We start from the raw sequence: 25,059 nt of genomic DNA on the forward strand, positions 1-25,059 counted from the left end.
CAGTGGCTGTGCGCATGGCGGAGTCTGCTACCGGCTCGGCCTCCCGGCCACCCTTCGCGGGGCATCGGAAACCGGGCTTTTCCGGGAGCGGGTGATCAACGCCAGCGCGGCCAGGGGTATCAGCAGGCAGGCGGCGGTGAGGTTCAGCCAGCCGTAACTCCCCTCCGCGACCACCAGACCGGCCACCGCTCCGCCGATCCCGGCCGAGGTGTTCATGGTGAGGTCGGACAGGCCCTGCGCGGCGGCGCGCGCGGGCTGCGGCACCGAGTCCGTGAGCAGCGCCGAGCCGGAGACGAGCCCCGCCGACCAGCCCAGGCCCAGCACGAACAGCCCCAGCGCGATCTGCCCGTGGCTTCCGCCCGCCGTACCGGCGAGGAACACGGCGAAGGCCAGCAACCCCACTGCCAGCCCTATCCCTGACAGCCGCCCGACCCGGTCGCACAACCGGCCCATCAGCGGCGAGAACGCGTACATCCCCGCGATGTGCCCGCTGATCACCAGCCCGACCAGATCGATGCTCGCCCCGTGATGGCCCAGCTCGACCGGGGTCATCGCCATCACCGACACCATCGCGGTGTGCACCACGGCCACCGTCACCAGCGCGAGCCGCGCCCGCGGCGAGGCGGCCACCGCGGCGAACCCCGCCCGCAGCGACCGCGCGGCCGGCGATCGGCCCTCGTCCGACGCGAGCGCACGGGCCGTCAACAACGGGTCGGGCCGCAGGAGTACGGCGACCACGACCGCGGCGATCAGGAAGATCCCGCCCGCCCAGAGGAAGGGGCCGGCCGCCGCGGGTATCCCGAGCCCGGCGACGCTACGTCCCGCGGGCGCGGCGATATTGGGTCCGAGGACCGCTCCTATGGTCGTCGCCCACACGACCCGGGAGATGGCCCGCGCCCGCTGCTCCGGCTCGGCCAGATCGGCGGCGGCGAACCGGGACTGCAGATTCGCCGACGAGGCCGACCCGAACGCGGCCATGCCGCACAGCAGCAGCGGAAAGCTCCCGATGCTCGCCGCGAGCACCACGACACCGGCTCCCAGTGCCCCGACCAGATAGCCGAGGACCAGGCCGGGACGCCGGCCGCGTGCCGTCATCAGTGCCGCGAACGGCATCGACAGCAGCGCGGTGCCCGTGACGGTCGCGGTCGGCGCCAGCCCGGACAGCGACTCGGTCCCGCTGACCTGCTTGGCCAGTACGGCGGCCAGCGCGATCCCGGTGGCCACCCCCAGCCCGCCCAGGATCTGGGTCGCGACCAGCACACCGGACACCCGGCGCCGCAGCGCGGGCAGCCGGTCGGCCGTGACGGGCGCCGCGCCCCGCCCCTCGACGGCGGTCACAGCGCGCACCCGCTGCCGCCGTCGCCGCACGCGCACGTGAAACCGGTCCTCGCCAGCACAGCGTCCCCCCGATCGCTTCCTGTCCGCCCGACCCCTCAGAACAACGGCTCGGGCAGCACGCCCTCCAGAGCCAGCAGTTGCCGCTTCGTCTCCAGGCCACCCCCGAACCCGCCTATGCCGCCGTCGCTCTCGACGACCCGGTGGCAGGGCACGACGACCGGCAGCGGATTGGACCCCATCGCCACCCCCACCGCCTGCGCCGCGCGCGGCTGACCGACGCGCCCGGCCAGATCGCCGTAGCCGACGACCGAGCCGTACGGGACGCCGGAGGCCAGCTCGCGCAGCACCTGTCGGTTGAAGCCGGAGATCAGGGACCAGTCGAGCGGCAGCTCGAAGTCGCGCCGCGTGCCGGCGAAGTAGGCCTCGATCTGACGTATCGCCTCGGCCAGCAGGGGGGAGCCGGGCGACTCGACCGGTTCGGTGCCGAGTCGGGACGCCAGCCGGTCGAGCGTCCTGTCACGCACCGCGTCCGTGGCGTGGAACACGACGTTGACCAGGCCGTCCTGTGTCGCGGCCAGCAGCAGCGGACCGATGTCGGTGCCGACGACGGTCCACACGACCCGCTGCTCGTTCTGCCCATGGCTGTCCATGCGCCCACCGTACGACCCGGCACTGACAACGCCCCGCGAGCGGCCTCAGAACCCGTTCAGCGCGGCCCGCACCACGTCCGGTCTGTTGGTGATGAGGCCGTCGACGCCGTACCCGGCGACCTTCCAGGCGGTGGGCGGGTCGTCGACGGTCCAGGCGTACACCTCCATCGGGGTGCCGTGCGGGCCCGTGAACCCGTGCACCGCGGAGACGTAGGCGGCGGAGATCGAGCCGTACGACGGGTTGATCAAGTCGGTGTAGACGGCGTACTCGTGCAGGGCGGACAGGGGAGGCGTGCCGAGGAAACCGGTCCTGATGCCGGGCCTGAGGTCGTGCACGATCCGGATGCTGTCCGCGCTGAAGCTCTGCACGATGAGCCGGCTGTCGAGGTGCGACTGGTCCAGCCAGCCCTCGTTGCCCAGGAGCTTGAGGGTCTGCTGCTCGATGCCGGGGTACAGCTCCGGGTTCTTGATCTCCAGGAGCAGGCTCTGGTGGTTGTGCTCCACCTCGCGCATGTACTGCGTGAGGGTGGGCACGCGTGTGCCCGTGTACGTGGGGCTGAACCAGCTCCCCGCGTCGAGGCGCGCGATCTCGGCGGCGGTGAAGTCCTTCACCTTCCAGGGGGCCCGATGGGGGAACACCTCTTCGACATCGGTGGTGCGTTGGAGGCTGTCGTCGTGGATGACGACGAGTTCGCCGTCCTTGGTGCGCTGGACGTCGTTCTCGACCCACTGGAAGCCGAGCCGGGCCGCCTTGTCGATGGAGGCCAGGGTGTTCTCGGGGGCGTACGCGGACGCACCGCGATGGGCGACGACCACGGGCCACTGGGCGGCGTCACCGGCCCGGGCGGAGGGGGAGGGGAGCAGAAGGGCGGCGGCCCCCAGGAGCGCGGTGGTCGAGGCGGCAACGGCGCGCAGGTGCATGCGTACTCCTCGCATCAGGCGATCACATACAGCTCAAGAGTGACAGCGGAACGTCACTACCTGTGGGGTACAGGATGGACACAGAATGAATGGAGTTGCCGAAGTCCGCTCACCGATGCCGCACATGTGGGGCAGGGCCGTGTTTCTTTGCCGGAAAATCGTTCGACCATTCCGGTGCGGGTCATACTCTCTGCGTCGACCCTGACCGTTCCCGCGGTCCTGGGGCTGGGCGCGTTTCAGGAATTCCGGGACGGAACAGGGCGGAAGGGTAACTGCGCATGCAGGGCACGGTCGACGGATTCAGCTACGGACTCGTCACACCGCTGGTGGCCTACCTCATGGCCTGCCTCGGCGGTGCCCTCGGCCTGCGCTGCACCACCAGATCGATGCTCGTGGCCCAGTCCTGGCGCCCCGGATGGCTCGCCCTGGGATCGGCGGCGATCGGTTCCGGCATATGGACGATGCACTTCATCGCGATGATGGGCTTCTCTGTCCGGCAGACACCGATCCACTACGACAAACCGATGACCTTCGCGAGCCTCGCCGTCGCCATCGTCATGGTGGGCGTCGGGATCTTCATCGTCGGCTACCGGGGAGCCAAGGGGGCGGCGCTGTTCACCGGCGGCACCCTCACCGGCCTGGGCATCGCCTCGATGCACTACCTGGGCATGGCCGGGATGCGCCTCAACGGAAAGCTCGAATACAACACCTTCACCGTCGGCGCCTCCGTCGTCATAGCGGTCGTGGCCGCGATCAGCGCCCTGTGGGCGGCCGGACAGGTCCGCGGCATCCTGTGGAGCGTGGGCGCGAGCCTCGTCATGGGGCTTGCCGTCACCGGCATGCACTACACCGGCATGGCCGCCCTCACCGTCCACGTCCACGGCACGGCCGAGACCACCGACGGCGTGTCCGCCGCCTCACTGCTCGCGCCCATGCTGATCGGCCCGCTCGCCTTCCTCTGCCTGGCCGGCGTCGTCGTGCTCTTCGACCCGATGATGGTCATGGGTAAGCCCGCCGTGCCCCCCGTCGAGCACAAGCCCGGCGTCCCGGCCGGCGCTGTCGTCCCGCACCCCCGGCGCGTCCAGGTCCGCCCCGGCCGCGAGCTGGGACACCGCCGCTCCCGCACCCCGCAGAACCGCTGATCCGACCCCGTTGTCAGTGGCGGGTCGTACGGTTGGTTCCATGCGGCCCGTTTCCCACATCGAACGCACGGTGGCGCCCTTCGAGGTCGTCAGCCCCTACCAGCCCAGCGGCGACCAGCCGGCGGCCATCGCCGAGCTGGCCCGACGCGTCGAGGCAGGTGAGAAGGACGTCGTCCTGCTGGGCGCGACCGGCACCGGCAAGTCCGCGACCACGGCGTGGATGATCGAGAAGCTTCAGCGCCCCACCCTGGTGATGGCGCCGAACAAGACCCTGGCCGCCCAGTTGGCCAACGAGTTCCGCGAGCTCCTGCCGAACAACGCGGTCGAGTACTTCGTCTCGTACTACGACTACTACCAGCCCGAGGCCTACGTCCCGCAGTCGGACACCTACATCGAGAAGGACTCCTCGGTCAACGAGGAGGTCGAGCGCCTGCGCCACTCCGCGACCAACTCGCTGCTCACCCGCCGCGACGTCATCGTGGTCGCCTCGGTCTCCTGCATCTACGGCCTCGGTACTCCCCAGGAGTACGTGGACCGCATGGTCCCCCTCAAGGTCGGCGACGAGATCGACCGCGACCAACTGCTGCGCCGCTTCGTGGACATCCAGTACACGCGCAACGACCTGGCCTTCACCCGCGGCACCTTCCGCGTCCGCGGCGACACCATCGAGATCTTCCCGGTCTACGAGGAACTGGCCGTCCGCATCGAGATGTTCGGCGACGAGATCGAGGCCCTCTCCACCCTCCACCCGCTCACCGGCGAGATCATCAGCGAGGACGAGCACCTCTACGTCTTCCCGGCCTCCCACTACATCGCGGGCCCCGAACGCATGGAGCGGGCGGTCAACGACATCGAGAAGGAACTCGGCGAGCGACTGGCCGAGATGGAGAAGCAGGGCAAGCTCCTGGAGGCCCAGCGCCTGCGGATGCGGACCACGTACGACCTGGAGATGCTCCGCCAGATCGGCTCCTGCTCCGGCGTGGAGAACTACTCGATGCACTTCGACGGCCGCGAGCCCGGCTCCGCGCCGAACACCCTGATCGACTACTTCCCCGAGGACTTCCTGCTCGTCATCGACGAGTCGCACAACACGGTCCCGCAGATCGGCGCGATGTACGAGGGCGACGCCTCCCGCAAGCGCACCCTCGTCGACCACGGCTTCCGGCTGCCCTCCGCCCTGGACAACCGCCCGCTGAAGTGGGAGGAGTTCCAGAAGCGCATCGGACAGACGGTCTACCTGTCGGCGACCCCGGGCAAGTACGAGCTGTCGCGCGCGGACGGCGCCGTCGAGCAGATCATCCGCCCCACCGGCCTCATCGACCCCGAGGTCGTCGTCAAGCCCACCGAGGGCCAGATCGACGACCTGGTGCACGAGATCCGCAAGCGCACCGAGAAGGACGAGCGGGTCCTGGTCACCACGCTCACCAAGAAGATGGCCGAGGACCTCACGGACTACTTCCTGGAACTCGGCATCCAGGTCCGCTATCTGCATAGCGACGTCGACACCCTGCGCCGCATCGAGCTGCTGCGCGAGCTGCGCTCCGGCGAGTTCGACGTCCTGGTCGGCATCAACCTCCTCCGCGAGGGCCTCGACCTGCCCGAGGTGTCCCTGGTCGCCATCCTGGACGCCGACAAGGAGGGGTTCCTGCGCTCCGGCACCTCCCTGATCCAGACCATCGGCCGCGCGGCGCGCAATGTCTCCGGCCAGGTCCACATGTACGCCGACAAGATCACCCCGGCGATGGAGAAGGCCATCGAGGAGACCAACCGCCGTAGGGAGAAGCAGGTCGCGTACAACACGGCGAACGGCATCGACCCCCAGCCCCTCCGCAAGAAGATCAACGACATCGTCGCGCAGATCGCCCGCGAGGACGTCGACACGGAGCAACTGCTCGGCTCCGGCTACCGCAAGGCCAAGGACGGCAAGGGTGCCAAGGCCCCCGTGCCCGCACTCGGCGGCAAGGCCGCGAAGGGCGCCAAGTCCGCCAAGGGGAAGGCCGGCGACGGAGTGCCGACCGACCGCCCCGCGGCCGAACTCGCCGAGCAGATCGAGGAGATGACGGAGCGCATGCGCGCCGCCGCCGCGGACCTGCAGTTCGAGGTCGCGGCCCGGCTGCGCGACGAGGTCCATGAGATGAAGAAGGAACTGCGGCAGATGAAGGAGGCAGGCCTGGCCTGACCGGCCCGGATGGACCGCCGGACCTCGGGGTATGCGCTCTGTGTTGCAAGACCGACACAAAGTCCGATGCGGGGTTCGGCACTGTCAGTGCCGCTGCGTAGGGTTCTGGACATCCGCGGATTCCGCGGCAACAGGGGACAGTCCGAGAGGGGAACAGCCGTGACCGTCAACATGACCAAGGGTCAGGCCATCAGTCTGCAGAAGAACGACGGGGCCAGCCTGACCGCGGTGCGCATGGGTCTCGGTTGGCAGGCGGCTCCCCGGCGCGGACTGTTCGGCTCGCGCACCCGGGAGATCGACCTCGACGCGTCCGCCGTGCTGTTCGCCGACAAGCAGCCGGTCGACGTGGTGTTCTTCCGCCACCTGGTGAGTGACGACGGCTCGGTGCGCCACACCGGCGACAACCTCGTCGGCGGTGTCGGCCAGGGCGGGGACGACGAGGCCATCCTCGTCGACCTCGCGCGCGTGCCGGTCCACATCGACCAGATCGTCTTCACCGTGAACTCCTTCACGGGCCAGACCTTCCAGGAAGTGCAGAACGCGTTCTGCCGCCTGGTCGACGAGACCAACGGCCAGGAGCTGGCCCGTTACACGCTGGCGGGCGGCGGCCAGTACACGGCCCAGATCATGGCGAAGGTGCACCGCTCCGGCCCCGGCTGGACGCTGACGGCCCTCGGTACTCCGACCAACGGCCGCACCTTCCAGGACCTGATGCCGGCGATCCTGCCGCACCTCTAGGGCAGCCCGGCGCACACGACACGACACGGCTGAGCAGGGGGACGAGAGCGATGGCGGCCGAGCTGGTGCGAGGGCAGAACCACCCGCTCTCCCAGGTGCGTCTGGAGATCCGGGTCGCGGCCGGCCGGCCGGTCGTGGCCGCCGCCGCACTCGGCGACGAGCAGGGCAGGATCCACGGCGTCGAGTGGGTGGCCCACCCGGGCACGCCCACCCTGCCCGGCCTGGAGGTCTCCAAGCAGGCCGCCGCCGACCACCGCCTCGCCGTGGACCTGGACGCCATGCCCGAGGCCGTGCACCGCGTCAGCGTGCTGCTCGCCCTGCCCCTCGGCGCCGACGGCCCCGCCCGCTTCGGCGCCGTGGCCGCGCCCTTCGTGGCGGTCACCGGCCTCGACGGCAGCGAGATCGCCAGCTACACGATCACCGGCCTCGACGCCGAATCGGCGGTCGTGGCACTGGAGTTGTACCGCAGGCAGGGCGCCTGGAAAGTGCGCGCCGTGGGCCAGGGCTACGCGGGCGGTCTCGCCGAACTCCTCACCGACCAGGGCCTGCCCCAGGCCCCGCACCTCGCGGGCCGTATCAACGAAGCGGTGGCCCAGGGCCTGGCCCGCTCCGTGGCGGCACCCCCACCGCGCACCCCGGACGGCGACCGCACCCGTCAGACGGCCACACCGGCCCTCGGGCCCGACGCGAGCGGCCCTACGACACAGGGCGCCGCCGGCGCCGTAGCGCCGCAGCCGACATCTCCGTACGGAGCGCAGCCGCAGTCCGGATATCCCGGTTCCGCCGCGCCCGCGGACCCCGCCGCCACCCAGCCCACCGCTCCTGCCACCGCCGGTCCGATCGACTACAGCCACCCCCGCCGGCAGAGCGGGGCGCCTCCGTCGCCGCCGCCGACCGCGCCCCCGGCTCCGCCCGGAGAGCCCGCGCGGCCCGTCGCCGGTGACGCCACCGGGTGGTCGATGGAGGAGCGGCTCTACAACCAGGTGTGGGGCATGTTCGAGGACCTGGCCCGCACCATGGCCGCGTACCGCAGCGCGGTCGACTTCGCCGACTCGCGCATGGAGAAGGAGCTCGACCAGGCGCTGTCCGACCCGCGCAGCCGGATCGGCGGCCAGGGTGACGCGGCCCGCGAGGCGGCCCAGGCCAAGCACGCCCAACTCGTCGACCAGGCACGGGCGGCCCTCGACCGGGACCTCGCCCAGCTCGCCGCCGAGTCCGAGGTGGTGGAGCCCGCGCTCCCACCGGCGTTCGCCGGCTGGGACAACCCCGTCTGGCACGGCTACCGCGTCCCGATGGAGATCCCGATGGCCCTGCGCCTCGGCGACCTCCATCTCCCGGAGAGCCCCGAGCTGCGCATCCCGATGCTGGTCCGGCTGCCGTTGGAGCGCGGCCTGTGGATCGACAGCGGTGGCGGGGAGTCCCTCGACGGCTCGTTCGCCGACTCCCATGAGCTGCGGCGCCTCGCGCTGGACACGGCCGTGGCGCACGCGGCCCGGCTGCTCGCCGTCTATCCGGTGGGTGAGTTCACCGTGCACGTCATCGACCCGGCGGGTTCGGCGGCGCAGGCACTGGTCCCGCTGGTGCACACGGGGGTGCTCGCGGCGCCGCCCGCCATGGGAGCCGCCGGTGTGGCGGATGTGCTGGCCCGGCTCACCCAGCGGGTGGACCTGGTGCAGATGGCGGTGCGCGGCGGAGCCGCCGACTCACTGCCGCCCGGCCTCGACACCGCCGAGCAACTGCTGATCGTCAACGACTTCCCGCACGGGTTCGACGACCGGGCCGTGACCCAGCTCCGCTATCTCGCGGACGAGGGCCCGGCCGTCGGCGTCCATCTGATGATGGTCGCGGACCGTGAGGACGCCGCGGGCTACGGCCCGTTGCTCGACCCGCTGTGGCGTTCGCTGATGCGACTCACCCCGCTGCCCGACGACCACCTCGCCGACCCCTGGGTCGGACACGCCTGGACCTACGAGCCCTCGCTCGTGCCACCCGGCAGCCAGGTGCTGCGGCAGGTGCTGACCGAGGTCGCGACCGCTCGCACCAGGTATCGGTAAAGCCCTCCCCACCTGGGCTTTTGCCTTTCTTTTGCCCATCTCTTTACCTTTCCTTGGTGATTGAGGTAGGCTTTTCCGTACGGAGGGGAGTACTCCCTATCTGCTGCGGCGTACCCGTCAATACGGATCAGGCCAGATCCCGGGGCGTCGGCCCTGGGCGCCCGTCCAAGGTGGAAGAGACCTCCGGTAGCGACGACGCTGACCATTTGCCGTTAATACCGCCGGAGGAGCAGTAGTGGATGTTTCCGTGACCCTGTGGGTCCTGACCATCGTGGGGCTGGCCGCCCTCATCGCCGTCGACTTCTTCATCGGCCGCAAGCCGCATGACGTGTCGATCAAGGAAGCCGGAATCTGGACGATCGTCTGGATCGCCCTGGCCGGACTCTTCGGACTCGGCCTGCTCGTCTTCGGCGGCGGCCAGGCCGGCGGCGAGTTCTTCGCCGGCTTCATCACCGAGAAGTCCCTGAGCGTCGACAACCTCTTCGTCTTCGTCCTGATCATGGCGAAGTTCGCCGTGCCCTCGCAGTACCAACAGCGGGTGCTGCTCGTCGGCGTCCTCATAGCCCTGGTCCTGCGGGCCATCTTCATCGCGGCGGGCGCGGCCGTCCTCGCCAACTTCGCGTGGGTCTTCTACATCTTCGGCGCCTTCCTCATCTGGACCGCCTGGAAGCTCATCCAGGAGGCCCGGGCCGACGAGGAGGACGAGGAGTTCGAGGAGAACAAACTCCTCAAGGCCGCCGAGCGCCGCTTCGGCGTGGCCGACCGGTACCACGGCACCAAGCTGTGGATCCGGGAGAACGGCAAGCGGGTCATGACCCCGATGCTCGTCGTGATGCTCGCCATCGGTACGACGGACGTCCTGTTCGCCCTCGACTCCATCCCCGCGATCTTCGGCCTCACCCAGGATCCGTACATCGTGTTCACGGCCAACGCCTTCGCCCTGATGGGCCTGCGCCAGCTCTACTTCCTCATCGGCGGCCTGCTGAAGAAGCTGGTCCACCTCAGCTACGGCCTCTCGGTCATCCTCGGCTTCATCGGCGTCAAGCTCGTGTTGCACGCACTGCACGAGTCCGGGGTCCATGTCCCGGAGATCTCCATCCCGGTCTCGCTGGGCGTGATCTGCGGGGTCCTGATCGTCACCACGATCACCAGCCTGATGGCCAACAAGAAGCAGGCGGCGGCCGAGGCGGCGCGGACGGGGACCGAAGGCGCTCCGAAGGACAGCATCGACGCCTGACCACGCCGGACGTAGGAACAACGAACACCGGGAGCACCGCACGATGAATTGCCGACCACCGCTCCCGGTGCTTCGTTGGATACCGGGCGCGCCCGGCCGGGGAGCGCCGAGGCCGGCTGGAGGCATCCATGGACGTATCGAAGAAGTTCGTGCAGATCGTCGACTTCGAGACCGATCGCTTCGACGAGATGCGAGCGGTGGCGGACGAGGCGGACAAGCGCATGACCGGCCGGACCGGCGGGCCGACCCACCGGCTCGTCCTGCGGGACCGGAGCAATCCGGGTCATGTCCTCGTCGTGATCGAGTTCGACTCGTACGAGGACGCCATGCGCAACAGCCAGGACCCCGAGACCACCAAAATGGCCGAGCAGATGGCCGCGTTGTGCACCAGGCCGCCGTCCTTCACCGACTGCGACGTACTGGACATGACCGAGTTCAAGTAGCGCGCGACGGGCTCCGCGGCGCCGGAATGCGGGGCCCGTACGCCTCTGCGAGGATCGCTTCATGATCACTCGGCTCAGGTCGCTCACCACCCGGTGGACGACCCTCGTACCGGTGATCGCGGCGATCCTGCTGATCTTCACCTGGGGGCGGAAGGATCTGCCCGGCGTGGTCGTCGCCCTGGTGACCATGGTCCTCGCCGGCGCCGTGCTGGCCGCGGTGCACCACGCGGAGGTGATCGCCCACCGCGTCGGAGAACCCTTCGGCTCCCTGGTCCTCGCCGTCGCCGTCACGATCATCGAGGTCGCCCTGATCGTCACCCTGATGGCCGACGGTGGCGACAAGAGCTCGACGCTCGCCAGGGACACCGTCTTCGCCGCCGTCATGATCACCTGCAACGGCATCGTCGGCCTGTCCCTCCTCGTCGCCTCGCTGCGCCACGGCACAGCGGTCTTCAACCCCGAGGGCACCGGCGCCGCCCTCGCCACTGTGGCGACCCTGGCCACCCTCAGCCTGGTCCTGCCGACCTTCACCACCAGCAAGCCCGGCCCGGAGTTCTCCGGCGCGCAACTCACCTTCGCCGCACTGTCCTCACTCGCCCTGTACGGCCTCTTCGTGGCCACCCAGACCGTGCGGCACCGCGACTACTTCCTGCCGGTCTCCCGGCAGGGCGAGGCGATCACCAAGGACCACCACGCGGACGTGCCGTCCGCCCGCACGGCGCTCATCAGCCTGGGTCTGCTCGGCCTCGCCCTGATCGGCGTGGTCGGGCTGGCCAAGGGGGTGTCGCCGACCATCGAGTCCGGCGTCGAGGCCGCCGGGCTGCACCATGCCGTCGTCGGTGTGATCATCGCGCTGCTCGTCCTGCTCCCCGAGACCATCGCCGCCCTGCGCTCCGCCCGCCGCGACCGGGTGCAGACCAGCCTCAACCTCGCGCTCGGCTCGGCCATGGCCAGCATCGGCCTCACCATCCCCGCGGTCGCCCTGGCGTCCATCTGGCTCTCCGGGCCGCTCGTCCTGGGCCTCGGCTCCACCCACATGGTGCTGCTCGCCCTGACCGTGGTGGTCAGCTCGCTGACGGTGGTGCCGGGACGGGCGACACCGCTCCAGGGCGGGGTCCATCTGGTGCTCTTCGCGGCGTACTTGGAGCTTGCGATCAACCCGTAGCGGAGTCACCCGGCGACCGGCTCGGGGACCGCCACCCGCACCGGCCGCGTCTCGGGCAGCAGCGCGAAGCAGCCCAGGCTGCACAGCGAGACCCCCATCAGATAGACGCCCACACCCCAGGGAACCCGTCCGCCGTGCTCGGCGAGCGCGGTCGCCACGATCGGGGTGAGCGCGCCGCCGAGGACCCCGCCGAGGTTGTAGCCGACGGCGGCGCCCGTGCAGCGCACCCGCGGCGCGTACAGTTCCGGCAGATACGCGCCCACCACGGCGAACATCGTCACGAACGCGAGCAGCGCCCCGAGGAATCCGAGGAACATCAGCAGCGGTTCGCCCGTCGCGAGCAGCGCGACCATCGGGACCATCCACAGCGCGGCGGCCGTGCACCCCAGCATGCACAGTGGCCGCCGCCCGTAGCGGTCGCTCAGCAGCGCCACCACCGGGGTGAGCGAACCCTTCACCACCACGGCCGCCATGATGCAGATCAGCATGTCGGTACGGCCGACGCCGAGCCGCTCGGTTCCGTAGGCGAGGGACCAGGTCGTCACCGCGTAGAAGATGGCGTATCCCGCCGACAGCGCTCCGGCGGTCAGCAGCACCAGCCGCCAGTGCTCGCGGACGACTTCGGCGAGGGGCACACGCGCGTGGTCGTCGATTTCGAGGAACCGGGGGCTCTCGGCGAGCGACGAGCGCAGCCACAGCCCCGCCAGGGCCAGCACCCCGGCGACCCAGAACGGCACCCGCCACCCCCACTGGGCGAACTGCGCGTCGGTCAGGGTCGCCGACAGCGCCAGCATCACACCGTTGGCCAGCAGGAACCCCACCGCGGGCCCGATCTGCGGAAAGCTCGACCACAGTCCGCGTCGCCCGGCGGGCGCGTGCTCGGCGGTCAGGAGCACCGCCCCGCCCCACTCCCCGCCGAGCCCGAGCCCCTGCAGAAAGCGCAGCAGCAGGAGGAGCAGGGGAGCGGCCACACCGATCGAGCCGTACGACGGGACGCAGCCGACCGCGACGGTCGAGGCGCCGGTCAGCAGCAGTGAGGCGACGAGGACCGGCCGCCGCCCGCGCCGGTCCCCGAAGTGCCCGAACAGCACCGAGCCCAACGGCCGCGCCACGAAGCCCACGCCGAAGGTCCCGAAGGCGGCGAGCGTCCCCGCCACCGGCGAGAACGTCGGGAAGAACAGCGGGCCGAGGACCAGGGCCGCCGCCGTGCCGTAGACGAAGAAGTCGTAGAACTCGATCGCTGTCCCGGCGAGCGAGGCGGTCGCGAGGCGGAGCATGGACGGTGTGCTTACGGTGCGTGCATCGTGCATGCCGCGTCAACTACCCACGGTGAGCAACGGTTACGGGGGCGCGCGGTGGTGCGGAGACGGCGTGATAGACCGGAGCCGAGCAGCGGCCGTCGACCGACGGTCCCACCTCGAACGACATGTCCGAACGGACCGGAGGAACCGTGCCCCGCACCCTGGCCAACGCCCCGATCATGATCCTCAACGGCCCCAACCTGAACCTCCTGGGACAGCGCCAGCCGGAGATCTACGGCTCCGACACACTCGCCGACGTCGAGGCCCTGTGCGTCAAGGCCGCGGCCGCGCACGGCGGCACGGTGGACTTCCGGCAGTCCAACCACGAGGGCGAGCTGGTCGACTGGATCCACGAGGCACGCTCGAACCACTGCGGCATCGTGATCAATCCGGCCGCCTACTCGCACACCTCCGTCGCGATCCTGGATGCCCTCAACACTTGTGACGGGCTGCCGGTGGTGGAGGTCCACATCTCCAACATCCATCAGCGCGAGACGTTCCGGCACCACTCGTACGTGTCGCTGCGCGCCGACGGCGTGATCGCGGGGTGCGGTGTGCAGGGGTACGTGTTCGGCGTGGAGCGGGTCGCCGCGCTGGCGGGGGCGGGGAAGGCCGACGCGTAAGCACCGGCCTCCAGGCGTACGCCACTTACAGACGGCCGGTTACAGGCGGCCCGCCTCCACGATCCGTCGCAGGAAGCGTTGCGTGCGCTCCTGCTGCGGGTCGCCGAAGATCTGCCGGGCGGTGCCGCGCTCCAGGACGACCCCGCCGTCCAGGAAACAGACCTGGTCGGCGACGTCCCGGGCGAAGCCCATCTCGTGCGTGGCCAGCACCATGGTCATGCCCTCGTCCTTCAAGTCCCGGACCACGGCGAGTACTTCACCGACCAGCTCGGGGTCGAGCGCGGCGGTGATCTCGTCGAAGAGCAGCAGCCGGGGGCGGACTGCCAGCGCGCGCACGATCGCGACCCGCTGCTGCTGCCCGCCACTCAGCCGGTCCGGATACGCGCCCGCCTTGTCCCCGAGCCCGAGCCGCTCCAGCAGCTCACGCGCGTGTGCCTCGGCCTCCGCGCGGGAGACGCCGTGCACCCGGCGCGGGGCGAGGGTGATGTTCTCCAGGACCGTCATGTGCGGAAACAGGTTGTAGGCCTGGAAGACCACGCCGATACGGCGCCGTATCGCGTCCTGGTCGACGCGCGGGTCGGTGATCTCCTCGCCGTCCAGCCAGATCGCGCCGTCGTCGATGTCCTCCAGGAGGTTGGCGCACCGCAGCAGCGTGGACTTGCCGGAGCCGGAGGCGCCGATCAGCGCCGTCACCGTGTGCTGAGGGACCTCCAGGTCGACGTCCCGCAGGACGACGGACGTACCGAAGGTCTTGCGGACGGACTCCATGCGCAGCACAGGAGAGGTGGCGGGGATGTCGGCGGTGCTCATGTCGTGCCTCCCTGGGCGCGCTGCCGGTCCATCCTGGCCGTCACCCAGTCCGTGAAGCGGGTCATCGGGATGGTCAGCGCCACGAAGACGAGCCCCGCGACGATGTACGGGGTGTAGTTCAGGGCGCGCTGGGCGATGATGTCGGACGCCCGTACGGCGTCGATCGCGCCGCCGATCGAGACAAGGCCGGTGTCCTTCTGGAGGGACACCAGATCGTTCAACAAGGGCGGCACCTGCCGGCGTACGGCCTGAGGGAGCACCACGTGCCGCAGCGCCTGCCGGTTGGTCAGGCCGAGCGAACGGGCCGCCGCGCGCTGCGAGGGGTGCACGGACTCGATGCCGGCGCGGAACACCTCGGCGACGTAGGCCGAGTACGTGAGCGTCAGCGCCGCGCCGCCGAGCAGCACGGGGTCGACGGTCACGCCCTGGAGGCGCAGTGCGGGCACTCCGAAGACCACGATCATCAGGTTGATGATGAGCGGCAGCCCGCGGAAGAAGTCCGTGTACGCCGCCGCCAGCACCCGCAGCGGGAAGAACACCGGTCCGCGCAGGGTGCGCGCGATGGCGATCAGCATGCCGAGCACGAGCACCAGCACGCCGCAGATCAGCAGCAGCCGGACGTTGAGCCACAGCCCTTCGAGGACCTTGGGGAACGCCTCGCGCGCGTACTGCCCGTCGAAGAACGTCTCCTTGGTGCGCTCCCAGCCAGGTGCGCTGACCACGACCAGGTACAGGACGACGGCGGTGACGAGGGTCGACGCAGCGGCGATGGCGGTCGCGCGACGGGCACGCAGGCGCCGGTGACGCTCGCGGTCCAGACGCCGCTGCGAGGGGACGTAGGCGTCGTCCCTGCCGGGCATGTCGCCCTTGTCGTCCGCGCCCTCCCGGCCCGACTCGTCCTTCACCACGGTCACTTGAGGACCGGGGCGTCGACGGCGTCGGACAGCCACTGCTTCTCCAGCGCGGCCAGGGTGCCGTCCTTGCGGAGGGCGTCCACGGCCGAGGTCACGCACGAGGTGAGGTCGCTGCCCTTGTCGAGGACGAGCCCGAACTGCTCGGGCGTGCCGCCCTGGTTCTCGAACTGGCCGACGATCTTGGCGTTGGTCACCTCGGCGGAAGTGACGTAGAAGGCGGTCGGCAGGTCGACGACGATCGCGTCGACCTGGCCGTTCTTGAGCGCGGACACGGCCTGGTCGTTCTTGGAGAACGCGGCCTCGTCCTGCGTCGGCTTCACCACGTCGCTGATGTAGTTGAGGCTCGTGGTGCCCACCTGGGCGCCCAGCTTGAGGCCCTTCAGGTCCGCGATGCTCGTCGCCTTGGCGGCCTTGCTGCCCTTGAGCGCGATGACGGCCTGCCGCACGTCGTAGTAGCCGGACGAGAAGTCGACGGCCTTCTTGCGCTCGGTACTGATCGACACCTGGTTGATGTCGAAGTCGAAGGTCTTCACACCGGGCGCGAAGGCCTTGTTGAAGGGGACGCTCTGCCAGACGACGGCGCTCTTGTCGTAGCCGAGCTGCTTGGCCACGGCGTACGCGACCGCCGACTCGAAGCCCTTGCCGTTGGTGGGCTTGTCGTCCTCGAACCAGGGCTCGTACGCCGGCTGGTCCGTAGCGATCGTCAGCTTGCCGGAGGTCTGGGTGGCCAACTTGCCCTTGGCGCAGGTGGTTCCGGTCGATGTGGAGGCCTGGTCCGAGGCCTTGTCGTCCGGTTGCGGAGCACAGCCGACAGCGGTGGAGAGCAGGGCTATGGTGACGGCGGCTATCGCGCGACGCGGTACGCGAGGGGCAAGGTGCATGGCGGGAGAGTGACAGTCGGACGTCGTGATTGTCCAGGTCACAGCCGTGATTGTCCGCATAGTGGGAACCGGTGTTGCGCTCTTGTGAACAGCGCCTGTGCGGTGGTGATTCCACGGCGTTCGCCGGGGCCGCCGGTCGAGGGCGGGGAAAGTCGGACCGGCGGCCCATCCGCGCAGGAGCCGTCATCCTGTGCGGGGCTGCTTCCAGTTGACCGCGCAACCAGGTGCGCGGGGAGCGCGCGCGGGACACCGGCGTGTGCGAAGCGTTCACACGGGGCGCGCACGACGCGGTTCACGCCGTGCGCGCACTGTTCCGGCGGAATCTCACCACCCGCGCGCGTGCCACTCCGGCAGGTGCGGGCGCTCGGCGCCGAGGGTGGTGTCGTTGCCGTGTCCCGGGTACACCCAGGTCTCGTCCGGGAGGACGTCGAAGATCTTCGTCTCGACGTCGTGGATCAGACTGGCGAACGCCTTCGGGTCCTTCCAGGTGTTGCCCACGCCGCCGGGGAACAGGCAGTCCCCGGTGAACACATGAGGGTGCCCGTGCGGGTCGTCGTAGACGAGGGCGATCGAGCCCGGGGTGTGACCCACGAGGTGACGCGCGGTCAGCTCCACCTGGCCCACCCGGATCGTGTCGCCGTCGTCGACCAGGACGTCGGTCGCCACGGGGATGCCGTCGGCGTCCTCCCGCCCCGCGTACGTACGCGCGCGCGTGGCCGCCACGACGCCGGCGAGCGCCTGCCAGTGGTCGCCGTGCTGATGGGTGGTCACCACGGCCGCGATGCCGTCGTCACCGATCGTGCCGAGCAGGGTCTCCGCGTCGTTCGCCGCGTCGATCAGCAACTGCTCGTCCGTGGCCCGGCAGCGCAGCAGATAGGCGTTGTTGTTCATGGGCCCGACCGCGATCTTGGTGATCATCAGGTCCGGCAGCTCGTGCACGTCCGCCGGACCACCGACAGTCACCGCTCCGCTGTACGTCATGGTGGTCAGCCTATAGCGGGGGAAGCGTCGGCAAGGGGCCCCCGTCGACCGTCAGACCGCCCCCGTCACGGCGTCCGCAGAGCCAGCCGAGGAGGTCGGTGGGGCTTCCGGTGACGGTGAGTTCGGGTTTCTCGGCGGGGCGGCCCGTGGTCCACGCGTGCGTGCCGTCGGTGAGGTGGGTCGACGGTACGTCGGGGTGACCGGTGAAGCGCTCCGCCAGGAAGTCGGTCTCCCGCCGGGTGAACTCCTCCGGCAGGTCCTCCAGCTCGTACCCGATCCCCAGGTCCACGTGATGCAGCTCGACCTCGACCCAGCGCCGGAACGGCACCCGTGACGCGGTGTCGACGACCCCGTTGCGCAGCTCCACCCGGCGCGACCAGTCCGCGGGGGCGGCGCCCGTCGCCTGGAAGCGGGCCGCGCTGTCGCGCACGTCGGCGAGCTGGACGTCGAGGGGACGCGGGGCGTCGCGCTCGATGTCCGCGTCCCGGGTGCCCGCCGAGGCGTACATGGGGCGCCCCTCCAGGACGTTCACAAGGGCGTCCGCGTTGCGGGCGAGGTGGGCGAGGAGATGGTTGCGGCTCCAGCCGGGGAGCCGTGACGGCTCGGCGGCCGAGGCGTTGTCCAGCGCGGCGGCTGCGGTGAGCACCCGCTCGGTCGCTTCATGTACAGAGGCCAGGTCATGAGCGTGATCAATCATGCTGCTGACCCTAGTCCCGCCACACCTTTGGGTGAAGGTGGTGAAGCGGTGCCGTAAATCGAATGCGCGTGCTATATCGTCGGGTGCGGCGTCGGGCATGCTGGAAGGCCGGAGGTTGTTATGCCTCGGCCGGGATTCCGACCGGCGTTGTCAGTGGCTCCCCCTAGTCTGGGAACGACGGGGGCCCCGCCCCTGTCACTTCTCTCAAGAAAGGTGCGGACCGGCGTGGCCGACCGTCTCATCGTCCGTGGCGCGCGCGAGCACAATCTGAAGAATGTCTCGCTCGACCTTCCACGCGACTCGCTCATCGTGTTCACGGGCCTGTCCGGGTCGGGCAAGTCCTCCCTGGCCTTCGACACGATCTTCGCCGAGGGCCAGCGGCGCTACGTGGAATCGCTCTCCTCGTACGCCCGCCAGTTCCTCGGCCAGATGGACAAGCCGGACGTCGACTTCATCGAGGGTCTCTCCCCGGCCGTCTCCATCGACCAGAAGTCGACCTCGCGCAACCCGCGCTCGACGGTCGGCACCATCACCGAGGTCTACGACTATCTGCGCCTGCTCTTCGCGCGCATCGGCAAGCCGCACTGCCCGGAGTGCGGCCGCCCGATCACGCGCCAGTCGCCGCAGGCCGTCGTCGACAAGGTCCTGGCGCTCCCGGAGGGGAGCCGCTTCCAGGTCCTGTCGCCGCTGGTGCGCGAGCGCAAGGGCGAGTTCGTCGACCTCTTCGCGGACCTCCAGACCAAGGGCTACAGCCGCGCGCGTGTGGACGGCGAGACCATCCAGCTCTCCGAGCCGCCCATCCTGAAGAAGCAGGAGAAGCACACCATCGAGGTGGTCATCGACCGCCTCACGGTGAAGGACTCCGCCAAGCGCCGTCTCACCGACTCCGTGGAGACCGCCCTCGGTCTGTCCGGCGGCATGGTCGTGCTCGACTTCGTCGACCTCCCCGAGGACGACCCCGAGCGCGAGCGCATGTTCTCGGAGCACCTGTACTGCCCGTACGACGACCTGTCCTTCGAGGAGCTGGAGCCCCGCTCCTTCTCCTTCAACTCACCCTTCGGCGCCTGCCCCGAGTGCTCCGGCATCGGCACGCGCATGGAGGTCGACGCCGAGCTGATCGTCCCGGACGAGGACAAGTCCCTCGACGAGGGCGCCGTCCACCCGTGGTCGCACGGCCACACCAAGGACTACTTCGGGCGTCTCATCGGCGCTCTCGCGGACGCGCTGGGATTCCGCACCGACATCCCCTTCGCGGGCCTCCCGCAGCGCGCCAAGAAGGCCCTGCTCTACGGCCACAAGACACAGATCGAGGTCCGCTACCGCAACAGGTACGGCCGTGAGCGGGTCTACACGACGCCCTTCGAAGGCGCCGTCTCCTTCGTCAAGCGCCGGCACGGCGAGGCGGAGAGCGACGCCAGCAGGGAGCGCTTCGAGGGCTATATGCGCGAGGTGCCCTGCCCCACCTGTCACGGCACACGCCTGAAGCCCGTCGTCCTCGCGGTCACGATCATGGACAAGTCGATCGCCGAGATCTCGGGCATGTCCATCAGCGACTGCGCGGAGTTCCTGGGCGGGATGAAGCTCGACGCCCGCGACAAGAAGATCGCCGAGCGGGTGCTGAAGGAGTGCAACGAGAGGCTGCGCTTCCTGGTCGACGTCGGCCTCGACTACCTCTCGCTGAACCGCGCGGCCGGCACCCTCTCCGGCGGCGAGGCCCAGCGCATCCGGCTGGCCACCCAGATCGGCTCCGGACTCGTCGGCGTCCTCTACGTCCTCGACGAGCCGTCCATCGGCCTGCACCAGCGCGACAACCACCGGCTGATCGAGACCCTGGTCCGGCTGCGCGACATGGGCAACACGCTCATCGTCGTCGAGCACGACGAGGACACCATCAAGGTCGCCGACTGGATCGTCGACATCGGCCCCGGCGCGGGCGAGCACGGCGGCAAGGTCGTGCACAGCGGCTCCCTGAAGGAGCTGCTGGCCAACGACGAGTCGATGACCGGTCAGTACCTGTCCGGCAAGAAGGCCATCCCGCTGCCCGACATCCGGCGCCCGCGCGACCCCTCCCGGCAGCTCACGGTGCACGGCGCCCGGGAGAACAACCTCCAGGACATCGACGTCTCGTTCCCCCTGGGCGTGTTCACCGCGGTCACCGGTGTCTCCGGCTCCGGCAAATCGACCCTGGTCAACGACATCCTGTACACACACCTGGCCCGCGAGCTGAACGGCGCGAGGAACGTACCGGGACGGCACACGCGCGTGGACGGCGACGATCTCGTCGACAAGGTCGTGCACGTCGACCAGTCGCCCATCGGCCGCACCCCCCGGTCCAACCCGGCGACGTACACCGGAGTCTTCGACCACGTCCGCAAGCTGTTCGCGGAGACGACCGAGGCGAAGGTGCGGGGCTATCTGCCCGGCCGCTTCTCCTTCAACGTCAAGGGCGGCCGCTGCGAGAACTGCGCGGGCGACGGCACCATCAAGATCGAGATGAACTTCCTGCCGGACGTGTACGTCCCGTGCGAGGTGTGCCACGGCGCCCGTTACAACCGGGAGACGCTGGACGTCCACTACAAGGGCAAGTCCATCGCCGACGTCCTGAACATGCCGATCGAGGAGGCCACCTCGTTCTTCGAGGCGGTCCCCGGGATCGCCCGCCACCTCAACACCCTCAAGGACGTCGGCCTCGGCTACGTCCGGCTCGGCCAGTCCGCGACCACCCTGTCCGGCGGTGAGGCCCAGCGCGTCAAGCTCGCCAGCGAGCTGCAGCGCCGCTCCACCGGCCGTACGGTCTACGTCCTGGACGAGCCGACCACCGGCCTGCACTTCGAGGACATCAGCAAGCTCCTCACCGTGCTCGGCGGCCTGGTCGACAAGGGCAACACGGTCATCGTCATCGAGCACAACCTCGACGTGATCAAGGTCGCCGACTGGGTCGTCGACATGGGCCCCGAGGGCGGCGCGGGCGGCGGTCTGGTCATCGCCGAGGGCACACCGGAGCAGGTCGCCGCGGTACCGGCCAGCCACACCGGCAAGTTCCTGCGCGAGATCCTCGACGCAGACCGGATCAGCGACGGGGCTCCGGTGAAGGCCCCGCGCAAGACGGCCGCCAAGAAGACCGCGGCGGTCGCGAAGAAGACCGCCGCACCCGCCAAGAAGGCCGTCCCCGCGAAGAAGACGACGCGAGCCCGCAAGGCCTGACCGGAACAGCGGAGCATACGGATACGGCGCCCCGCGGGAACTCCTCGCGGGGCGCCGTATCCGTATCAACGACCGTTACAGACCGCCCAGTTCGGAGGCGTACGGCGGCTCCGCCCCCGCCCGTGAACAGGTGATCGCCGCCGCCCGCGCCGCGAACCGCAGCAGCTCGACCCAGCCCTCACGGCCCAGGCCGGCCATCCCCTCGGCCGACAACGCGCCCCGCGTGGACAGCCCGTGCAGTAGTGCCGCGTTGACGGTGTCACCGGCGCCGATCGTGTCCACGACGTCGACCTTTTCGCCCGGCACGGGATACACCGTGCCGTCCCGGGTGAACGCGGCGAGCCCGTCGCCGCCCTGGGTGATCACGACCGCCGAGGGACCGGCGTCGAGCAACTCGCGCGGGGTGCCGCCCAGCCACAGGGCGTCCTCCTCCGACAGCTTGAGGAGTGACACGCAGGGCAGCCAGCTCCTGAAGCGCTCCCGGTAGGCGTCCGCGTCCGGGATCAGGCCCGCCCGGATGTTCGGGTCGAGCAGGGTGAACACGCCCCGCGCCGACGCGCTCCGCATCAACTCCTCGTAGGCGCTCGCCCCCGGCTCCAGGACGAGCGAGCAGGTGCCGAAGGACACCGCCTCCGTCTCGGCGGGCAGGGCCGCGGGCATCGAGAAGAGCCGGTCTGCGGTGCCGTCGACGTAGAAGGAGTAGGTGGCCGAGCCGTTCGCGTCGAGGGTGGCGACCGCGAGCGTGGTCGGTTCCGGGCCGCGCTGCACGTCCAGGACGTCCACGTCGGCCTGCCGCAGCCCGGCGAGGAGGGCCTCGCCGAACGCGTCGTAGGAGACCCGGGAGGAGAAGGCGGTGGGGGAGCCGAGGCGACCGAGGGCGATCGCCGTGTTGTAGGGGCCGCCGCCGAGCGCCGGCTTGAGGGCCGCGAGGGCACCCGGGCCCTGCGGTACCAGATCGATCAGGGCCTCACCGGCGACGACGATCACGAGACGTTTCCCTTCCTGGACTGATGGAACTCATGGGATTTATCAGGCTGTTGGGGCTGTTCGGGCTTTCTTGCCGTTCGGGGCAGCCGCAGGACGTGCGGTGGACGAAGGCGCAGGGGAGCCGCAGGAGCTGGGCGGGCCGGTCCGGCGCCGCGAGCCGGTCCAGCAGGAGCCGTAAGGCCTCGGCGCCCATCTCCCTGCTGGGCTGGGCGATCGCGGTGAGCCGGGGCTCGAACAGGTCCGCCCAGGCGAAGTCGTCGAAGCAGCACAGCGCGAGGTCGCCCGGGACGGACAGGCCGCGCCCGCGCAGGGCGCGCAGGGCGCCGATGGTCATCGCGTTGTTGGCGGTGATCAGGGCGGTGGGTGGGGCGGCGAGGGACAGCAGGGTCGCGGTGGCCCGCTCGGCGGCGTCCGACTCGGAGTCGCCGTGCGCCAACAGCCGTTCGTCGTGGGGGAGTCCGGCGGCGGCCAGGCCGTGCCGGTATCCGGCGATCCGCTCGCGGGTGGTGCTGAGCCCGGGCAGCCCCGCCACGAGGCCGATCCGGCGGTGACCCAGTCCGGCGAGGTGCGTGACGAGCCGTGCCGTCGGCTCGATGTTCTCGGCGCACACCTGGTCGAAGGGGAGCGCGTCGCCCGATGCGTCGCCCACAGGCGCGTCCACCACCCGGTCGAGGAACACCGTCGGCACGGAGTGCCGCCCGAGGTAGGCGACGAGGGCGTCCGGATCCGCCGACGGCGCGACGATCATGCCGTCCACCCGGCGCTCGTGCAGGAGTTGGACGACCTTGCGCTCGTGTTCCGGGTCGTCGTGCGGATCGGCGATGAGCAGGCTGTAGCCGTGCTCCAGGGCGCCGGCCTCGACGCCCTGGAGGATCTCCGTGAAGTACGGGTTGCTGATCGCCGACACCGCGAGGCCGATGGAGCGGGTGCGGGACGTCACCAGGGAGCGGGCGAGGGTGTTGGGGGTGTAGCCCAGTTCCTCGATCGCGGTCAGTACGGCCTGGCGGGTGGCGGGCAGCACCGGACGGGTGTCGTTCAGGACGTGCGAGACGGTCGCGACGGACACACCGGCGCTCCGTGCGACGTCTGCCATGGTGGCCATCGCGGGTACCCCTCCCCGAGCCGTGGTGGGCCCTCCGGCCGGGAACGTATCCCATCCGCGGCCCCACGTAAACGCTTGCGCAAGCGTTTACGTACGGTGAGCGCCCCTCCGGTGAACCCACCTCAAAGTGGGTGGAACAGCGCGGGTAAGGTCGCCGTGCACCGACCTTCGAACGGTCGCGCACCGCCGCCTGAACAGCCCGAACAAGCTGGAGACCCCCATGCCCGGCCGCCCCGCCCCGAGCCGTCGTACCGTCCTGCGCGGAGCGGCCCTCACGCCCGTCGCCGGGCTCGGACTCACCGCCTGCTCGGGCGGCGGATCGGAGGCCGCCGCGACCCCGACCGCGCCCGTGGACCTCGGCGCGGAGAGCGAGATCGCCAAGGGGAGCGCCAAGCTCTACCGGGACAGCAATGTGGTGGTCAGCAGGGCGGCGAACGGCACCCTCAAGGCGTACAGCACGATCTGCACGCACGCGCAGTGCCCCATCAACAAGCTGGACGGCACGACTCTCATCTGCCCTTGCCACGGCAGCCAGTTCGACGCCACCACCGGCAAGGTGCTCCAGTCCCCGGCCACCGAGCCGCTCCAGGAGCTGAAGGCGACGGCCGAGAACGACAGGATCGTCGTGGGGCCCGGCGCCTGACGCTCAGGCGTCCCGGAGGCGGCTCACTCCCAGTCCCAGCCGATGCCCACGATCCCCGACCGCATCCGCGGCTCGACGAGGTGCACCGAGTGGTGCCCGCCGGTCAGGCGCAGCTCCTGACGGCCGCTGCGCGGGGCCGCCGCCGAGTGCTGGGTGAAGCGGTGGCAGCGGGCCGGCAGCGCGTTCTCGTCGAAGCGCACCTGGAGCGCGTACTGACCGCCCGCGATACCGAAGTCACGGACGTACTCACGGGAGATACCGGCGGTGCCGTCCTCCACGCCGTAGCGGAAGAGGAACGTATCTCCGGAGTGCAACCTGGTGTCGAAGAGGAGCTCGGCGACCAGCATGCCGGTCTCGTGGTGGCGGCGGACGCGGCCCGTGCGGCAGTTCTCCAGGGCGTGCACGGTCATGTGTTCCGGGGCGCAGTCCGGGTCGCCGTAGTGGACGGCCACGAAGCGGTCGATGCCGTCCCGGTGGGCACGGACGATGTGGTGCGACTCGCGGCTCGCCAGCTCGCGGCGCGGTCCCACCCGCACGCGTTCGTGGTGGCCGAGGGTGTGCAGGCCGCTGTCGAGTGAGCACTCCAGTTCGGCCAGCAGTTGTTCCAGGACGCCCGAGGCCTCGACGAAGGAGCGGTACGAGCGGGCGGCCGGGCGCTGGGCGACGGAGCGTTCCTCGGCCTCGGCGAGCAGCCGGATCAGTGACTCCTCCGGGAGTTGGAGGATCTCCTCCAGTGCCCGTACGGCCCGCAGCGACTCGGGGCGCTGCGGGCGGCGGGCGCCCTGCTGCCAGTAACTCAGGCTGGTGACGCCGACCTTGACCCCGTAGCGCGTCAGATGGTGCTGGACGCGCTGCAGCGGCAGTCCGCGGGCGGCTATGGCGGCGCGCAGCGCGACGTGGAAGGGGCCGCCGCGCAGGGCCGAGTCCAGTTCCGCGGTGGCGACGTCCGCCTGCTGTGTGGCGTGCGGCATGCAGGGGCCCTTTCTGTGAATGTTCACAACGGCTGGTCAGGCCGTTCACGCGGGTTGCTTCGGGGCCCCCGTCGGCAC

At 70.2% G+C, this 25,059-nt stretch carries 22 protein-coding genes; 10 read left to right on the forward strand and 12 right to left on the reverse strand.

All coding sequences use genetic code 11. The features are described 5' to 3' along the window. Positions 1 to 27: 27 nt before the first annotated feature. The 3 genes from AB0M63_RS30425 to AB0M63_RS30435 all read right to left on the reverse strand — a co-directional run bounded on the left by AB0M63_RS30425 (position 28) and on the right by AB0M63_RS30435 (position 2,909). Entirely contained in the window at positions 28 to 1,338 is a 1,311-nt protein-coding gene (locus AB0M63_RS30425; protein WP_366021685.1) for an MFS transporter, read from the reverse strand. Between the two features lie 95 nt (positions 1,339 to 1,433). After that, positions 1,434 to 1,988 carry a methylated-DNA--[protein]-cysteine S-methyltransferase gene (locus tag AB0M63_RS30430; RefSeq protein WP_355913063.1) on the reverse strand — a complete coding sequence of 185 codons (555 nt, stop codon included), beginning with the start codon at positions 1,986 to 1,988 and terminating at the stop codon, positions 1,434 to 1,436. A gap of 45 nt (positions 1,989 to 2,033) precedes the next feature. After that, positions 2,034 to 2,909 (reverse strand): glycerophosphodiester phosphodiesterase family protein, encoded by an 876-nt coding sequence (locus AB0M63_RS30435; protein ID WP_366021686.1) that lies wholly within the window; start codon positions 2,907 to 2,909, stop codon positions 2,034 to 2,036. Positions 2,910 to 3,187: 278 nt separating this feature from the next. On the opposite strand from AB0M63_RS30435, the gene AB0M63_RS30440 reads away from it, so the two are divergent. The 7 genes from AB0M63_RS30440 to AB0M63_RS30470 all read left to right on the forward strand — a co-directional run bounded on the left by AB0M63_RS30440 (position 3,188) and on the right by AB0M63_RS30470 (position 11,867). Continuing rightward, entirely contained in the window at positions 3,188 to 4,051 is an 864-nt protein-coding gene (locus AB0M63_RS30440; protein ID WP_355913057.1) for an MHYT domain-containing protein, read from the forward strand. A gap of 40 nt (positions 4,052 to 4,091) precedes the next feature. After that, positions 4,092 to 6,230: an excinuclease ABC subunit UvrB gene (gene uvrB / locus AB0M63_RS30445; RefSeq protein ID WP_355913054.1), complete on the forward strand. Its 2,139-nt coding sequence runs from the start codon at positions 4,092 to 4,094 to the stop codon at positions 6,228 to 6,230. Positions 6,231 to 6,389: 159 nt separating this feature from the next. Continuing rightward, on the forward strand, positions 6,390 to 6,968 hold the full coding sequence (locus AB0M63_RS30450; RefSeq protein WP_355913051.1) for a TerD family protein: 579 nt from the start codon (positions 6,390 to 6,392) through the stop codon (positions 6,966 to 6,968). A gap of 50 nt (positions 6,969 to 7,018) precedes the next feature. Further along, on the forward strand, positions 7,019 to 9,022 hold the full coding sequence (locus tag AB0M63_RS30455; RefSeq protein ID WP_366021687.1) for a TerD family protein: 2,004 nt from the start codon (positions 7,019 to 7,021) through the stop codon (positions 9,020 to 9,022). 235 nt (positions 9,023 to 9,257) lie between these two features. Further along, positions 9,258 to 10,259: a TerC family protein gene (locus AB0M63_RS30460; protein WP_355913045.1), complete on the forward strand. Its 1,002-nt coding sequence runs from the start codon at positions 9,258 to 9,260 to the stop codon at positions 10,257 to 10,259. Between the two features lie 128 nt (positions 10,260 to 10,387). Then, entirely contained in the window at positions 10,388 to 10,702 is a 315-nt protein-coding gene (locus tag AB0M63_RS30465; protein WP_355913042.1) for a hypothetical protein, read from the forward strand. 61 nt (positions 10,703 to 10,763) lie between these two features. Then, entirely contained in the window at positions 10,764 to 11,867 is a 1,104-nt protein-coding gene (locus AB0M63_RS30470; RefSeq protein WP_366021688.1) for an ionic transporter y4hA, read from the forward strand. Between the two features lie 5 nt (positions 11,868 to 11,872). Here AB0M63_RS30470 and AB0M63_RS30475 read toward each other — a convergent pair whose 3' ends face one another. Next, entirely contained in the window at positions 11,873 to 13,144 is a 1,272-nt protein-coding gene (locus AB0M63_RS30475) for an MFS transporter (RefSeq protein WP_355913036.1), read from the reverse strand. Positions 13,145 to 13,317: 173 nt separating this feature from the next. Here AB0M63_RS30475 and aroQ point away from each other — a divergent pair, with 173 nt between their 5' ends. Further along, positions 13,318 to 13,791: a type II 3-dehydroquinate dehydratase gene (gene aroQ, locus AB0M63_RS30480; RefSeq protein WP_355913033.1), complete on the forward strand. Its 474-nt coding sequence runs from the start codon at positions 13,318 to 13,320 to the stop codon at positions 13,789 to 13,791. A gap of 39 nt (positions 13,792 to 13,830) precedes the next feature. On the opposite strand, the gene AB0M63_RS30485 is transcribed toward aroQ, so the two are convergent. From AB0M63_RS30485 to AB0M63_RS30505, 5 genes are all read right to left on the reverse strand, one after another. Continuing rightward, the gene (locus AB0M63_RS30485; protein WP_355913030.1) at positions 13,831 to 14,601 is read right to left on the reverse strand and encodes an amino acid ABC transporter ATP-binding protein; all 771 of its coding nucleotides are present in this window, start codon (positions 14,599 to 14,601) and stop codon (positions 13,831 to 13,833) included. After that, positions 14,598 to 15,515 (reverse strand): amino acid ABC transporter permease, encoded by a 918-nt coding sequence (locus tag AB0M63_RS30490; protein WP_355913027.1) that lies wholly within the window; start codon positions 15,513 to 15,515, stop codon positions 14,598 to 14,600. Before AB0M63_RS30490 ends, AB0M63_RS30485 begins: the two co-directional genes overlap by 4 nt. Continuing rightward, the gene (locus tag AB0M63_RS30495; RefSeq protein WP_355913024.1) at positions 15,512 to 16,396 is read right to left on the reverse strand and encodes an ABC transporter substrate-binding protein; all 885 of its coding nucleotides are present in this window, start codon (positions 16,394 to 16,396) and stop codon (positions 15,512 to 15,514) included. The genes AB0M63_RS30490 and AB0M63_RS30495 overlap by 4 nt, the downstream gene beginning before the upstream one ends. Positions 16,397 to 16,720: 324 nt before the next feature. Then, positions 16,721 to 17,377, reverse strand: a complete 657-nt coding sequence (locus AB0M63_RS30500; protein WP_366021689.1) for an MBL fold metallo-hydrolase — start codon at positions 17,375 to 17,377, stop codon at positions 16,721 to 16,723. A gap of 10 nt (positions 17,378 to 17,387) precedes the next feature. Further along, on the reverse strand, positions 17,388 to 18,074 hold the full coding sequence (locus tag AB0M63_RS30505) for a maleylpyruvate isomerase family mycothiol-dependent enzyme (protein WP_366021690.1): 687 nt from the start codon (positions 18,072 to 18,074) through the stop codon (positions 17,388 to 17,390). Between the two features lie 225 nt (positions 18,075 to 18,299). On the opposite strand from AB0M63_RS30505, the gene uvrA reads away from it, so the two are divergent. Beyond that, on the forward strand, positions 18,300 to 21,278 hold the full coding sequence (gene uvrA, locus AB0M63_RS30510; RefSeq protein ID WP_366021691.1) for an excinuclease ABC subunit UvrA: 2,979 nt from the start codon (positions 18,300 to 18,302) through the stop codon (positions 21,276 to 21,278). Between the two features lie 75 nt (positions 21,279 to 21,353). Here uvrA and AB0M63_RS30515 read toward each other — a convergent pair whose 3' ends face one another. Continuing rightward, entirely contained in the window at positions 21,354 to 22,265 is a 912-nt protein-coding gene (locus tag AB0M63_RS30515; protein WP_366021692.1) for a carbohydrate kinase, read from the reverse strand. Next, entirely contained in the window at positions 22,246 to 23,367 is a 1,122-nt protein-coding gene (locus AB0M63_RS30520; protein ID WP_366021693.1) for a LacI family DNA-binding transcriptional regulator, read from the reverse strand. Before AB0M63_RS30520 ends, AB0M63_RS30515 begins: the two co-directional genes overlap by 20 nt. 220 nt (positions 23,368 to 23,587) lie before the next feature. Here AB0M63_RS30520 and AB0M63_RS30525 point away from each other — a divergent pair, with 220 nt between their 5' ends. Then, positions 23,588 to 24,010: a Rieske 2Fe-2S domain-containing protein gene (locus AB0M63_RS30525; protein WP_366021694.1), complete on the forward strand. Its 423-nt coding sequence runs from the start codon at positions 23,588 to 23,590 to the stop codon at positions 24,008 to 24,010. Positions 24,011 to 24,033: 23 nt separating this feature from the next. Here AB0M63_RS30525 and AB0M63_RS30530 read toward each other — a convergent pair whose 3' ends face one another. Then, positions 24,034 to 24,981 (reverse strand): hypothetical protein, encoded by a 948-nt coding sequence (locus AB0M63_RS30530; protein ID WP_366021695.1) that lies wholly within the window; start codon positions 24,979 to 24,981, stop codon positions 24,034 to 24,036. Positions 24,982 to 25,059 lie beyond the last annotated feature (78 nt).

The organism is Streptomyces sp. NPDC051576 (assembly GCF_040681835.1).
In the GTDB taxonomy this organism is placed as follows: Bacteria; Actinomycetota; Actinomycetes; order Streptomycetales; family Streptomycetaceae; genus Streptomyces.

Excerpts from the sequence above, each read along its gene's own strand:
- AB0M63_RS30475 (WP_355913036.1), bottom strand. The coding sequence starts at position 13,144 with ATGCTCCGCCTCGCGACCGCCTCGCTCGCCGGGACAGCGATCGAGTTC.
- AB0M63_RS30455 (WP_366021687.1), top strand. The coding sequence starts at position 7,019 with ATGGCGGCCGAGCTGGTGCGAGGGCAGAACCACCCGCTCTCCCAGGTG.
- AB0M63_RS30495 (WP_355913024.1), bottom strand. The coding sequence starts at position 16,396 with ATGCACCTTGCCCCTCGCGTACCGCGTCGCGCGATAGCCGCCGTCACC.
- AB0M63_RS30500 (WP_366021689.1), bottom strand. The coding sequence starts at position 17,377 with ATGACGTACAGCGGAGCGGTGACTGTCGGTGGTCCGGCGGACGTGCAC.
- AB0M63_RS30435 (WP_366021686.1), bottom strand. The coding sequence starts at position 2,909 with ATGCACCTGCGCGCCGTTGCCGCCTCGACCACCGCGCTCCTGGGGGCC.
- AB0M63_RS30430 (WP_355913063.1), bottom strand. The coding sequence starts at position 1,988 with ATGGACAGCCATGGGCAGAACGAGCAGCGGGTCGTGTGGACCGTCGTC.
- AB0M63_RS30530 (WP_366021695.1), bottom strand. The coding sequence starts at position 24,981 with ATGCCGCACGCCACACAGCAGGCGGACGTCGCCACCGCGGAACTGGAC.
- AB0M63_RS30470 (WP_366021688.1), top strand. The coding sequence starts at position 10,764 with ATGATCACTCGGCTCAGGTCGCTCACCACCCGGTGGACGACCCTCGTA.
- uvrB (WP_355913054.1), top strand. The coding sequence starts at position 4,092 with ATGCGGCCCGTTTCCCACATCGAACGCACGGTGGCGCCCTTCGAGGTC.
- AB0M63_RS30485 (WP_355913030.1), bottom strand. The coding sequence starts at position 14,601 with ATGAGCACCGCCGACATCCCCGCCACCTCTCCTGTGCTGCGCATGGAG.
- AB0M63_RS30465 (WP_355913042.1), top strand. The coding sequence starts at position 10,388 with ATGGACGTATCGAAGAAGTTCGTGCAGATCGTCGACTTCGAGACCGAT.
- AB0M63_RS30525 (WP_366021694.1), top strand. The coding sequence starts at position 23,588 with ATGCCCGGCCGCCCCGCCCCGAGCCGTCGTACCGTCCTGCGCGGAGCG.
- AB0M63_RS30520 (WP_366021693.1), bottom strand. The coding sequence starts at position 23,367 with ATGGCCACCATGGCAGACGTCGCACGGAGCGCCGGTGTGTCCGTCGCG.
- AB0M63_RS30505 (WP_366021690.1), bottom strand. The coding sequence starts at position 18,074 with ATGATTGATCACGCTCATGACCTGGCCTCTGTACATGAAGCGACCGAG.
- AB0M63_RS30440 (WP_355913057.1), top strand. The coding sequence starts at position 3,188 with ATGCAGGGCACGGTCGACGGATTCAGCTACGGACTCGTCACACCGCTG.